A 12,601-nucleotide genomic window follows, 5' to 3' on the forward strand; every position below is an offset into this window, starting at 1 on the left:
CTCTCAGTCCCCCCCTTCCGACGACAGGACGTCCTTGAACTCCAGGTCGAGCGCGCGCAGCGCGTCCGCCTTCTCCTTGGCGACCTTCTGGATGTTCGCGGCGTTGTCCTGCGTGCGGCTGAAGGCCACGTCCACCGTGCCGGTGTCGGCCTTGAGCACCAGGTCGTAGAACTGCTGCCGCACGCGGCGGAAGCTGTCGTAGGCGATGCGGCCCACCAGGTTGCGCGCGTCGCCGGAGGCGGCGGCCACCTCCTGCTCGTAGCCCTGGAGCAGCACCTGCTCCGCGCGCACCTTGTCGCGGATGGACTTCACGCGGTGCTCCAGCCGCGAGCGCAGCGCCACCCGCGCCACCGCCACCCGGCCACGCAGCGAGTCGATGCGCGAGCGCACCGCGTGCATGCGCAGCAGCACGCGGGTGTCCTCGCCGGACAGCCGGCCCTCACCGGCGCGCAAGAGGCCGTGCTCCTGCTGGAGCGCCGCGGCGTAGCGGGCGCGGATGGCGGCCTCGCCCTCCAGGTACGTGTCCGTGGACTGGCGCTCGCTCGCGAGCCGGGCGCGGGTGCGGTCCAGCTCCGCCTGCAGGTCCCTCAGCGTGGCGATCTCCGCCTGGAGCTGCACCAGGAACTCGCGCTCCTCGGCGGGGTCCGCCTGCCGCTCCTCGCGCGTGTCCTCCACCCACTTGCGGATGGCGGCGGCGTTGGCGTGCAGGCTCTGCAGCTCATAGCCCACGCGGAAGGCCTCGCGGTCCACCGCGTCCACCTTCGCCTGCATGCGCTGGCGGCGCTCCTCCAGCTCCTTGTTGGTGGTGGGCAGCGCCGCGAACCGCAGCCGCTGGGCCTCGCGCGCGCCCTGGGCGACGAGCAGCTTCTCGCGCTCGGCGGGCGTCAGCTTCTCCTCCACCAGCGCGGTCTCCGCCTGCACCAGCGACTGCTCCACGGCGGTGAGCGCGGTGTCCACGGCCTCCGAGCGGACGTAGCCCTCCTGCAGCTCCGGGAAGGCCTCCAGCCCGCGCGTGTCCAGGGCCTCCAGGATGCGCGCGGCGATGGCCTTCGCCTCGCCCGCGCCCTGCCGGCCGCTGTCCAGGTCGCCTACCATCCGCACCGCGTCCGCGACCTCCTTCTGCGTGGACGCGTACTTCAGCGCCAGCGGGGGCAGGAGCGTGCTCACGTCCAGCGAGCGCTCGTTGCGCGCGAGCAGGTTGTCGAAGTACGCGACCGGGTCGTGGTTCACGCGCAGGAGCGCGTCCACCTTGTCGCGCGCGGGCCGGAACGTGCTGGCCACCCCGTCATAGGTCTCCAGCGCCTCGTCGTACTGGCGCAGCTTCTGGAGCAGGTGCCCCTGGAGGATGCGCGCCTCGGGCGCGAGCTGCGAGTCCGGCGCGACGAGCAGCAGGATGTCCGTGGCGTTCTTCGCCTGCGTGAAGTCCTGCTTGCGCACGTACGTCCACGCGACCTCCAGCAGCGACTCCGGGAAGCGCTCGCTCTCGCGCGGAATCTGGCCGTAGTGGTCCAGCGCCTCGTCGTAGCGGCCCGTCTCGTACATCAGCCGGCCCAGCGACAGGAACGCGAGCTCGCGGAAGCGCTGGGCCTCCGCCTCCGGAAGGTCGGCGGACACCACGGCCTCCGGCCCGGTGCCCACGATGCGCTGGAACTCGGCGATGGCGGCCGGGTAGTCCCCGCTCTGCACGCCCAGGACGCCGAGGTGGTAGACGGCCTGCACGCGGAAGGGGCCGGGCGCCTGCGCCAGCGGGGCGAACAGCGCGCGCGAGCGCCGCTGGTGCTCCTCCGGCGTCAGGTCCATGCGCTTGAAGGTGCCGCGCGCGTGCACGTACGCGATGTCGGGTGCCAGCACGCCGCCCGACAGCTCCCGCGCCTTCTCCACGTAGGTGTCGATGCCGTCGAACTGCTGGAGCCGCCCCGCCACCGCCAGGTAGCGGCTCACGGCCTCCTTGTAGCGCTGCGGCGTCAGGGGCAGGGACAGCACGTCGCGCAGGTACACCCGCGCGCCGATGTCGTTCTTCTGCTGGTAGAGCGCGTCCGCCAGGTAGAAGACCGCCTCCGGGTAGCGCGGGTTCGCCTTGAACTCCGGCTCGCTCACCAGGTCGTAGAAGACGACGGACGCGGCGGCCCAGTCCCCCAGGAGCGAATACACCTCGCCCTCGGAGAAGCGCTTGAGCTGCGAGTCGGTGGTGCTCGGCTCGGGGCGCTCGGTGAACTGCGTCTCCACGAAGCGCAGGGACTGCTCCGCCGCGCGCAGCTGCGCCTCCACCGCCTCCACGGCCGCCGCGCGCGAGCTCAGCGAGGCGGGCATGGGCGGCAGCGTGGCCCCCGGCCTGGAGGCCTGCGGGGGCGCCGGTGCGGGCGCCGCCCCGAGGGACAGCGCGAGGACCAGGGCGTGCAGCGTCGCGGTCACGGCCTTGCGCTCCTACTTCGGCTCGCTGGAGGTGGTGGCCGGCGCGGGCGTGCCCGGAGCGCCTTCCGCCGCGGTGCCCGGGCCCGGCGGCCGGTTCGCGCGCGTGTCCTTGGTCACCTCGATGTCGTAGCGCACCGCGGGCCGGTCCTTCAGGTCCGTGGTGAGGCCGCCCTTCTCCACGCCCACCACGTTCACCGTGGTGACCTTTCCGGACTCCGCGTTGAAGGTGTAGCTGGACTGCACCTTGAACTTGTAGCCCTCCAGGTAGCTGAACACGCCGTAGCCGCTGCCCCGGTAGACGAGGCGCACCGCGAGCTGGTGCTGGCCCGGCACGATGCGGCCGTTGAAAAACTCCAGCGACTGGTGCCGGTTCAGGTCTCCCTGCGTGTCCACCTGGGTGAAGATGGGCGCGCCGTCCAGCGCGTACACCACCGACTCCAGCTGGAAGGCGTTGCCCATCTCGTTCTTGTGCACGAGCACCGCGCGGGCGCCGGTGGACAGCTCGCCGCCCATCACCGACTCCTGGAGCAGCAGCAGGCGCGCCTTGGAGCGGTAGATCTTCTCCTTCAGGTCGACGACCTGCTCCTCCAGCGTCTTCACGCGCGCGGTGAAGGCCTCGTCCGCGGTCTGGTCGCCCGTGGGGGCGGCCGTGGCCGGGGGCGGAGTCGCCTGCGGCGCGCCCGCGGCCGGGGAGGCCGCGGCGGCGGGGGGCGGGGAAGCAGGGGAGGGGGACTCAGCTTGCGCGAACACCGGCCCGGGCAGGCCAGCGCTCAGGAGCGCGAGGAGACGGAGGCTGGCGGATGCGACTCGCACGGTGCGACCTCGGAAGGCGGCTCTGCCCGACGGCACGAGGTCATACCATCCTTTGCCGGGGGCTGCCCGGTGGGGGCCAGCCCGCCGGGCAGGGAAGCAGGTGGACTGTCAACCGCCCTTGCGCAGCTCGGTGAGGACCAGCTTGGCCACGGCCTTGAGCGTGTCGAACACGCCCACGCCCGTGGGCGCCACGGCCTGGTACTCCGGGATGTTCCGCGGGTTGAGCGCCTTGCGCATCTCCTCCACGGTCACCGCGTTGGGCAGGTCGCGCTTGTTGTACTGCACGACGTACGGAATCTTGTTCAGGTCGTAGCCCTGCTCCGCCAGGTTGATGCGCAGGTTCTCCAACGACTCCATGTTGGCTTCCATGCGCTCGATCTGGCTGTCGGCGACGAACACCACGCCGTCCACGCCCTTGAGGATGAGCTTGCGGCTGGCGTCGTAGAACACCTGGCCGGGCACCGTGTAGAGGTGGAAGCGCGTCTTGAAGCCGCGGATCTCACCGAGCGACAGCGGCAGGAAGTCGAAAAAGAGCGTGCGGTCCGTCTCCGTGGAGAGGGAGATGAGCTTGCCCTTCGTGTCCGCCGCGGTCTTGTTGTAGATGTACTGAAGGTTGGTCGTCTTCCCGCAGAGGCCCGGCCCGTAATAGACAATCTTGCAGTTGATTTCGCGGGATGAGTAATTGATGAAGGACATGGCTTCCCGGGTTACTCGCTGAAGAGGTTGTCGATATCGTCGTCGGAGATCTCGGCGAACGGCGAACCGGCTCCGGGGCTGTCGGTCTTCTTCACGAGGCTCTCGAAGATCTTCGTCAGCTCGTCGCTGGCCTTCTTGATGCGCAGGCGCACCAGACCCAGGCTCGTGCGGTTGTCGAAGATGACGACCAGCACCACCCGGCTGCCGACGATGGTCATGTAGAGGCTGTCCTTCGCCCCTTCATGGAACTGGTTGGGGAACTCATTCTCCCCGATGAGCTTCGCGAGTCCGCCCATGGCGGCCACGTTGCCGGCCGTCAGCGACGCGAGCGACGTGGTGTCGATGTTCTGCGTCTGGCCGGCCGAGGAGATGAGCTGGCCGTTCTTGTCGACGAGGAAGACCACCTTCGCGTTCGCGTCCTTGGTGAGCCGGTCGCAAACGGCGTTGATCTTGGTGAACTCCTCTTCGTACATCACCAGTTGCGTGCCCATGGGCGTATGCGCTCCTCAGCGTTCGCTCGCCCCGCGCACGGCGGCGCTCCGATGTTTCTGGAGTGAATCCCGGAGGTTAGACGAGGCGCTACCGACCGCCGTCATGCTTAGCAAAGCAGTTCCACTCCAGCAAGAAGCCAGCCGTGATCCGCGCCGCTTCTTGAAGGAATGACGCCTTCGCGGGTTGGGACACCCGCCCACCTTCCCTATACTCTCCCGGGCCTTGCGCCGCCCGAGCCCCCTCACCGACATCCTCCCGCGCCTCGCCCTCCTCGTCCTGACGCTCGCCTGTGCCGGGGCCGCCCGCGCGCAGGCCCTCGAACCCGAGCGCGCCTCCCTGCGCCTTCGCTACGGCCTGTCCTCGCGGCAGGGCGAGCAGGTGGATGTAGGGCCCGGGCTCACCTACTCCGGACTGACGCCGAACGACGTGGCGCTGTCGTTGATGCTCTGGGCGGGGGAGCACCTGGGCGGCCAGCTGGACCTTCAGCGCGAGGCGTTCGACCTGAAGGACGCGGGCGCGTCGTCGCGCGTGACGGGCGGCAGCCTGGTGCGCGGTTCGTTGGGCGCGCGCGGGCGCCTGTTCCTGGGGCCGGCGCGGCTGGAGCTGGGCGTGGGCTACGGCTTCGCGCAGCTGCCGCTCTTCGGCGGGTTCAGCCATGCGCCGGTGTTGCAGCGGGGCGTGCGGCACGCGGCGCTGATCTCGGGGCGGGTGCTGGTGGCGCTGCCGGCGCGGCTTCAGCTGGAGGCGCGGGGCGAGGTGCCGCTGAAGCTCTCCGCGCACGCGGCGGACGGGCTGAAGGCGTCGTCGTCTGGCTACGTGGTGGGCGCGGCGCTGTCGTACCCGGTGGTGCAGCGGGCTGGCTGGACGGGCCGGCTGCTCCTGGACGTGCAGCAGGCCCACGACACCCTGGAGCTGGAGGCCAGCGGCCTGCGCTCCGAGCAGCGGATGCGGCGGGTGGGCCTGGGCTTCGAGCTGGCGCTCGGCCCGGCACCTCGGACCATCGAGCGGCCGGTGCATGGAGTCATCCCCATCCAGGTGGTGGACGCGGACACCGGCGCGCCGCTCGTGGGCGCGCGGGTGCGCGTGCCCTCGTTGACGAAGCCGGGGACGACCGAGGAGCTGGTGACGGATGCGCAGGGGAAGGTGACGGCCTTCCTTCCCACGGGGGCGCAGTCCGCCGAGGTGAGCCTGGAAGGCTACGACTCCGTGACCGAGCGCACCTCCGTGCCGATCATGGAGACTGCTCCCTTGGAGGTCCGCCTGCGCAAGCCCGCGCCGACCACGGGCGCGCTCAAGGTGAAGGTGGTGCAGGGCAAGGACAGCGCGCCGGTTCCGGACGTGCAGGTCGTCTCCGGCTCCGCGCAGCTGCGCACGGACAAGGCCGGCGAGGTGCTGCTGGAGGGGCTCGCGCCGGGGCCGGTGGCGGTGGCGATGTCCGCGCCGGGCTTCCGCGCCACGGAGGAGGCCGCGGTGGTGGTGGCGGGGCAGACGTCGGAGCTGGTGGTCGTGCTGTCGCAGGAGCGCAAGGGCGAGCCGGCCACGCTCGTGGGCCAGGTGCGCAGCGCTCGCAACGGCCAGCCGCTGGTGGCGACGGTGAGCATCCCGCAGGCGAAGGTGCGCACGCGCACGGACAAGGGCGGTGCCTTCACCGCGCGCGTCCGCGCCGGCACGTACCACATCACCCTGTCCGCCCCGGGGCACGTGACCCAGACGAAGATGGTCACCGTGCGCGAGGGCGAGCAGGCGATTCTCAACGTTGATCTGTTCCCGAGGGGCCGGTGAGTCGCGCGGCAGTGCCGCGACGCCCGTCCGTCGTCGTCGAGGTTTCAGTGAGCCCTCTCCGCATCCTGGCGCTGTCGCTGCTCGTCCTCCTCTCCGGCTGCTCGGGGTGTGAACGCGAGGAGGCGCCGAAGCCTCCACCGGCGGTGGTGGAGGTGGACGCGGGGGCCGTCGTTCCCATCGGTCGCCTGGAAGGCCTGTCCGGCGACGTGCGCCTGGAGCGCGGCGGCAAGGTGGGGCCGGCGGTGGAGGGACCGCTGCTCGCGGGCGACGCGGTGGAGACCGGCGAGCACGGCTCCGCGACGGTGCGCTTCCCGGGCGACCGCACGGTCGAGGTCGGCAGCGAGGGCCGGTTCGCGCTGGGCTCGGACGCGACGGGCGTGGTGATGAAGGTGGAGCGCGGCATCGTGCTGTCGCGCGTGCCCGCGGGGGCGAAGGCCGACAGCGCGGGCTCCAAGGTGACGCTGAGCATCCTCACCCCCTTCGGCCTCACGCGCGTGGGGCCGGATCCGTCGGAGGTGCAGGTCGCGGTGGCGGAGGACTCGGCGCACGTGGAGGTGAGGCTGGGCGCCATCGAGCTGGTCTCCAAGGACGGCAAGACGCTGCGCGCGGCCCAGGGCGACGCGGTGGACCTGACCCGAGCGCGCGCGCAGGTGACGCCCGCGGCCTCGCGCGTCGTGGAGCTGACGCCCATCCCGGTGACGGTGCGCGCGTCGTCCGGCGTCGCGGAGGTGAAGCCGAAGGACACGGGCCGCTGGCGCAAGGTGCGCCGCGAGGGCGAGGTGCTGGCCTTCGGCGACGGCGTGCGGACCCAGGGTGGCGAGACGGTGCTGACGCTCAAGGACAGCGGCACGGTGCTGACGCTCGCGCCAGGCGCGGAGGCGGTGCTGGAGGGCGCGGGACAGCAGGGCGCCATCGACGAGGCGCGCGTCAACCTCCTCCAGGGCCTGCTGGCCGTCCAGCTCGCCATGGGGCGCGAGAGCCGCGTGGTGCTGCCGGAGATGACGGTGGAGTCCGGGGGCGGCGCGCGGCTGGAGATCCGCCGCACCGGCGACGGCATGCAGGTGGCGGCGCACACGGGCGACGTGACGCTGCGGCGGGGCGAGGCGCGCCAGGAGCTGCGCGCGGGTGAGCGCGCCACGGTGAGCACGGACGGCAACGCCAAGGTGGAGCCGCTGGAGGAGGCGGTGGTGGCGGTGGGGCCGGGCGAAGGCACGGAGGTCTACCACCGGGGCCTCTCGGAGGTGGCGCTCACCTGGCAGGGCGAGGGCGACGCGGTGGTGGAGGCGGCGCAGGACGCGGCCTTCAATCGCCCGGTGCTCTGGGGCCGCGTGCACCGCTCCACCGTCAACGTGTCCGCGCTGGCGAGGGGCACGCTGTACTGGCGGGCGCGCAAGGACGACGGCACGCAGCTGGCGGCGGGCAGCATCCACTTCGCCCCGGAGTCCCCCACGAGCGCCCTCGCGCGCGTGCGCAACGTGGTGCCGGAGGGGCCGGAGAAGACGACCATCTTCTACCAGGACAAGCCCCCCGCGGTGACGTTCACCTACGGCGAGGAGCCGCAGGCCCGCACCTATCGTGTGGCGGTGTACAAGGCGGGCTCCCTGACGACGCCGGTGGTGCAGCGCACGGTGTCGGAGACGCGCGCGCCGCTGGAGGCGGGCGCGCTGGGCGAGGGCAGCTACCTGTGGTCCGTCACGCCGCTGTCGCAGGCGGGCGCGGCGCTCAAGGGCGGGAGGATGAACAAGCTGGAGCTCGTCTACGACAACTCGGTGGTGGGGCTGGTGGTGGACAGCCCGCGCCAGGGTGCGTCAGCGGCGGAGAAGGTGCGGGCCTCGGGCGTGGCGCCGGTGAACGCTCGCCTGTCCATCAACGGACGGGACGTGCCCCTGGACGCCAAGCACCGCTTTGATACGTGGGTGCCCCCCATGGGAATGCCCCCCCTGCTGGTGTTTAAGATGACGCGCCCCGGTGCCCCGGACGTTCTCACGGTGCGCACCCTGAAGCCGCGAGGACCTTGAGGGATGGCACAGCCCAACGTTCCCATTCCGGATCCCGCCGGTGCGTCCACCGCGACGCTGCTTCAGCCCTACGGGCAGTACGTGCTCGTGCGCAAGCTGGCCGAGGGCGGCATGGCGGAGATCTTCCTCGCCAAGCTGCTGGGCGCGGACGGCTTCGAGCGCAACGTGGTGCTCAAGCGGATGCTGCCGTCGCTGTCGGCCATCCCGGACTTCGTGGAGATGTTCCGCGACGAGGCGCGGCTCGCGGCCAAGCTGTCGCATCCGCACATCGTGCAGATCCACGAGCTGGGCTTCATCGACGGCTGCTACTACATCTGCATGGAGTACCTCGCGGGCGAGGACTTCTCCACGACGCTGCGGCTCGCGGGCCGCCGTCGTCAGTACGTGCCGCTGCCGGTGGTGCTGCGGGTGCTCATCGACGCGGCGCGGGGCCTGCACTTCGCGCACACCTTCACCAACGAGCAGGGCCAGCCGCTGCACGTGGTGCACCGGGACGTGTCCCCGTCCAACCTGTACGTGACGTACCAGGGCCAGGTGAAGGTGCTGGACTTCGGCATCGCCAAGGCCGAGTCGCGGCTGGTGCAGACGCGCACCGGCGTGGTGAAGGGCAAGTACATCTACATGGCGCCGGAGCAGGCGCAGGGGAAGGAGGTCGACCCCCGCGCGGACATCTTCTCGCTGGGCGTCAGCCTCTACGAGGCCGTCACGCACGTGCGGCCCTTCTCCCGCGAGAACGACCTGGCGGTGCTCAACGCGCTGCTACAGGGCGAGTTCGAGAAGCCACGCGCGCTGAGGGCGGACCTGCCGCAGGGCCTGGAGGACATCATCCTCAAGGCCATGGCCTTCAAGCAGGAGGACCGGTACGCGACGGCGGAGGACTTCGCGCTCGCGCTGGAGGCCTTCGCCTCGGAGCTCCAGGGCGGGGTCGCGGGGGCTCCGGCGCTGGGCACGTTCCTGCGCAACCACTTCGGCGAGGAGCGCGTCACGGAGAAGACGCGCATCCCCACCATGGCCACGCTCACCGCCGCGCGTCCGACGGACCCCGAGTTCGCGGCCCTCGCGCCGCCTGTCGCCGGCTCGGGCACGAACGCCTACGGGCAGCAGGTGGCCCGCCCGAGCGGCACGGGTGTGAAGGCGCTGACCGCGCAGCAGCCGGCGGCCCCCGCGCAGGTGCAGGCTCAGGCCCCGGTTCCCGCGCCGGAGGTCGTGCCGGGCGCGCCTCCCGCGAAGCCCGCGTCCCGGCGCTGGCTCATGGGCCTGGTGGGCGGCGTGGCCCTGGTGGCCGCGGGCGCGGCGTTCGTCATCGCGCGGCCCGGTGGCTCGGCGGGGAACGTCACGCCCCAGGTCCCGGCGCCCGTGCCCCACGCGGATCCGACGCCCCCGCCGGAGACTCCAGCGGTCGTGGCGCAGGGCAGGCAGGGCACGCAGGCGCCCGAGGGGACACAGCCCCCCGCGGGGCCGGCGCCCGGGGAGGACCTGGGCACCGTCCAGGACGAGACGCCGGGCGGTGACGCGGTGGCGACGTCCGTGACGGACTCCCACGCCGTGGATGTCGGGACGGAGCGGGCGCACCCCCGCAAGCCGGTGACGAAGCCGGCGGTGAAGGAGCCCGTGACGCTGGACATCGACGACATCCAGCGCGTGGTGTCCAACGGCCGCTCGAAGATCACCGGCTGCTTCGAGCGCTACAAGTCGGACCTGCCGGCGGCTTCCGGCGAGGTGCAGGTGCAGCTCACCATCGTGTCCTCCGGCAAGGTGCGCGCGGGCACGCGCGGGCCGCTGGCGTCCACGGCGGTGGGCCGCTGCCTGGAGGCGCAGGCCGAGAGCCTGCGCTTCCCGGCGCACCGCGACCAGGAGGTCACCGTGCTGATGCCGTTCTCGTGGAAGGTGACGCAGTAGCCTTCGCGAGGCATCCCGTCCCGCGGTCCGCGCGCGGGACGGAGGGCCCCGCGGTCACAGGTCGCGGCGGGCGGACAGCGCCTTGGCCAGCGTGGCCTGGTCCGCGAACTCCAGGTCGCCGCCCATGGGCAGACCCTGGGCGATGCGCGTCACCCGCAGGCCCATGGGCTTGAGCAGGCGCGTGAGGTAGAGCGCGGTGGCCTCGCCCTCGATGTCCGGGTTGGTGGCGAGGATGATCTCCTCCACCTGGCTGTCGTTGAGGCGCTGGAGCAGCTCCTTGATGCGCAGCTGCTCCGGGCCCACGCCTTCCAGCGGGGACAGCACGCCGTGCAGCACGTGGTAGCGGCCCTTGAACTCGCGGGTGCGCTCCAGCGCCATCAGGTCCGAGTACGTCTCCACCACGCACAGGGCGCGCTCGTCGCGGCGGTGGTCGCGACAGAAGCCGCACAGCTCCGAGTCGGTGAGGGAGAAGCAGCGCACGCACAGGTGCACCTTCTCCTTCACCTCGCGGATGGCCTGCGAGAGGTCGACGGCGAACTCGCCCGGCGCCCGCAGGATGTGGAACGCGAGGCGCTGGGCGGTCTTCTCACCAATGCCCGGCAGCTTCGCGAGCTGGGCGACCAGGCGGTTCAGCGGATCGGGGGTCATCCGTCTTTAGTTAATGCCGGGGATCTTCACGCCGCCGGAGATCTTCGCCAGCTCGGCGTTCATGTGCTGACGGCTGTTCGCCAGGGCAGCGTTCACGGCGGCGGTGATGAGGTCCTCGAGCATCCCGGGGTCGTTGGGGTCGATGGCGCTCTTGTCGATCTTGATGCTGCGGATCTCCTGCACGCAGTTGGCGACGACCGTCACGCGGCCCTCGCCGGACTTCGCCTCGACGGTCTCGTCCGCCAGCTGCTTCTTCCGCTCTTCGATCTTCTCGGTGAGCTTGTTCGCCTGCCGGATGAAGTAGTTCAGGTCGATGCCGGGCATGTGCTTCCTCGGTCCCCGGTCGTGGGAGCGCGGGCCGCCATGGCGCCGCTCGGAGCAGGGACGTTGCCGCGCACCCTAGCGGGGCCCGGCGGCGTTGTCAGTCGTCAGGAGCGGCGGGGATGTCCGGGAGGTTGGCTGGTGGCCGCTCGGGCTCGTAGACCTGGATGTGCTCGATTTCGCCGCCCAGCATCTTGAGGATGGCCCGCACGGCCGCATGCGAGCGCACCTTGCCCTCGGTGGACTTCTCGTGGGTGGCGCGGCTCTGGCTGTCCTGTTCGGAGAGGCTCAGCCCCATGCCCCCCGGGAGGACGTCCTGGGTCTGGGGCACGTCCGTGATGGTGAGCTTCACGGCCCGGCCGAAGTGCGAGGCCAGCGCCGCGTCCACCGTGGCCTTGCCCGCGGGGGCGACCACGGCGGCCTTGTGGAAGGCGGCGGAGGGGGGATAGCCCAGGACGATCTCGCCCGCCCTCATGGACTGGAGGCGGCCGTTGGCGAGCGCCGTGCCGTGGCGCACGGACGCGGACTTCACGGTCTCCACGGCGGCGCGCCAGCGCTCCGGCAGGGGCCGGTGGGGGTTGTCGCGGCTGGTGGAGACGGGCGCCATCGCGGGCGGCGGCTCGGGCTCCGGCGGCTCCGGTTCGAGGGCGGCGGGCTCCGCGACGGGGATGCACTCGCCGGACGCGCAGCCTTCGGCGGAGCCCTCTTCCGGGAACAGGCGCTCGTCCGCGTCCTCGTCGCCGTGAGGCGGAGGCTCCGGCGGGGCCACCGGCTCGGGCTTGCGCATGTTGGTGATGCGCACGGTGGGCACGGCGGGTTCGGGTGTACGGGCCGCGGTGTCGGGGGCGGGAGGCTGCGCGCCGCCGTTGCGGAGGAAGGAGAGGGGACGTGCCGCGGATGGGGGCAGGTCGTCCATGACGACGCCCGGGGTTGGCGGGGCCTCCACCGAGGGGGCCGCGCCGCCGCCATTGCGCAGGAAGGACAGCGGACGCGCGGCGGAAGGTGGCAGGTCGTCCATCACCACCGGCGCGGGAGGCACGGCGGCGGGCGTGGGCACGGGGCCGCCCGCGCCACCGCCATTGCGGAGGAAGGAGAGGGGACGGGACGCCGCGGGGGACAGGCCCTCCATCAGCGCGGCAGGAGGTGTCCGAGGGGCCACGGCGGACGCGCCGGCCTGGGCCAGCTCACCGCGAGGCAGCTCGCCTGGAGCCCCATGCGAGGCGGTGGCCCCCGCATGAGCGGATGGACCACGAGTATCGAAGCGCTGAGGCGTGGAGCCCGCGTGCGCGGATGCATCCTGCGCTCCGAAGGGGCGGGGACTCGCGCCCGCGTGGGCCGAGGAGCCCGCGGCCTCACGGGAGAGCCCGTTCGACGCCGGGTGCACCGGAGCGCTCGCGTCGCCGAAGGGCCGGACCGTGGCCCCGGCATGCGTGGACGGGCTCGGCGCATCCAGCCCGCGCGACGTTGCGCCCGCGTGCGCGGACGGCTCCTGCGCGCCGAGCGGACCCGACATGGCGCCT

The 12,601-nt window shown here is 72.0% G+C and carries 10 protein-coding genes; 3 read left to right on the top strand and 7 right to left on the bottom strand.

What is annotated here, in order from left to right; all coding sequences use genetic code 11:
* Positions 1-3: 3 nt before the first annotated feature.
* The 4 genes from U8525_RS21915 to mglB form a co-directional block, all read right to left on the bottom strand.
* Entirely contained in the window at positions 4-2,412 is a 2,409-nt protein-coding gene (locus U8525_RS21915) for a tetratricopeptide repeat protein (RefSeq protein ID WP_374268239.1), read from the bottom strand.
* Positions 2,413-2,424: 12 nt separating this feature from the next.
* Entirely contained in the window at positions 2,425-3,225 is an 801-nt protein-coding gene (locus U8525_RS21920) for a dihydrolipoamide acetyltransferase (RefSeq protein ID WP_374268240.1), read from the bottom strand.
* A 108-nt stretch (positions 3,226-3,333) separates the two neighbouring features.
* Complete coding sequence (gene mglA, locus U8525_RS21925; RefSeq protein WP_014394794.1) at positions 3,334-3,921, bottom strand: gliding-motility regulator Ras-like GTPase MglA; 588 nt, start codon at positions 3,919-3,921, stop codon at positions 3,334-3,336.
* An 11-nt stretch (positions 3,922-3,932) separates the two neighbouring features.
* Positions 3,933-4,412, bottom strand: coding sequence for a gliding-motility regulator GTPase-activating protein MglB (gene mglB / locus U8525_RS21930; RefSeq protein WP_002637270.1), 480 nt, complete (start codon positions 4,410-4,412; stop codon positions 3,933-3,935).
* Positions 4,413-4,635: 223 nt separating this feature from the next.
* Between mglB and U8525_RS21935 the strand changes: the two genes are divergently transcribed.
* The 3 genes from U8525_RS21935 to U8525_RS21945 are packed head-to-tail and all read left to right on the top strand — an operon-like array spanning position 4,636 to position 10,112.
* Positions 4,636-6,195 carry a carboxypeptidase regulatory-like domain-containing protein gene (locus tag U8525_RS21935; protein ID WP_374268241.1) on the top strand — a complete coding sequence of 520 codons (1,560 nt, stop codon included), beginning with the start codon at positions 4,636-4,638 and terminating at the stop codon, positions 6,193-6,195.
* A 47-nt stretch (positions 6,196-6,242) separates the two neighbouring features.
* Complete coding sequence (locus U8525_RS21940) at positions 6,243-8,213, top strand: hypothetical protein (RefSeq protein ID WP_374268242.1); 1,971 nt, start codon at positions 6,243-6,245, stop codon at positions 8,211-8,213.
* Positions 8,214-8,216: 3 nt separating this feature from the next.
* Positions 8,217-10,112 carry a protein kinase gene (locus U8525_RS21945; protein WP_374268243.1) on the top strand — a complete coding sequence of 632 codons (1,896 nt, stop codon included), beginning with the start codon at positions 8,217-8,219 and terminating at the stop codon, positions 10,110-10,112.
* 54 nt (positions 10,113-10,166) lie between these two features.
* Here U8525_RS21945 and recR read toward each other — a convergent pair whose 3' ends face one another.
* From recR to U8525_RS21960, 3 genes are all read right to left on the bottom strand, one after another.
* A complete protein-coding gene (recR, locus tag U8525_RS21950; protein WP_374268244.1) occupies positions 10,167-10,760 on the bottom strand; it encodes a recombination mediator RecR in 594 nt (197 codons plus the stop codon).
* 6 nt (positions 10,761-10,766) lie between these two features.
* A complete protein-coding gene (locus tag U8525_RS21955) occupies positions 10,767-11,084 on the bottom strand; it encodes a YbaB/EbfC family nucleoid-associated protein (RefSeq protein ID WP_120527893.1) in 318 nt (105 codons plus the stop codon).
* Positions 11,085-11,181: 97 nt separating this feature from the next.
* Positions 11,182-12,594 (bottom strand): DNA polymerase III subunit gamma/tau, encoded by a 1,413-nt coding sequence (locus U8525_RS21960; protein WP_374268245.1) that lies wholly within the window; start codon positions 12,592-12,594, stop codon positions 11,182-11,184.
* Positions 12,595-12,601 lie beyond the last annotated feature (7 nt).

The organism is Corallococcus sp. RDP092CA, from assembly GCF_041903675.1.
Classification (GTDB): Bacteria; Myxococcota; Myxococcia; order Myxococcales; family Myxococcaceae; genus Corallococcus.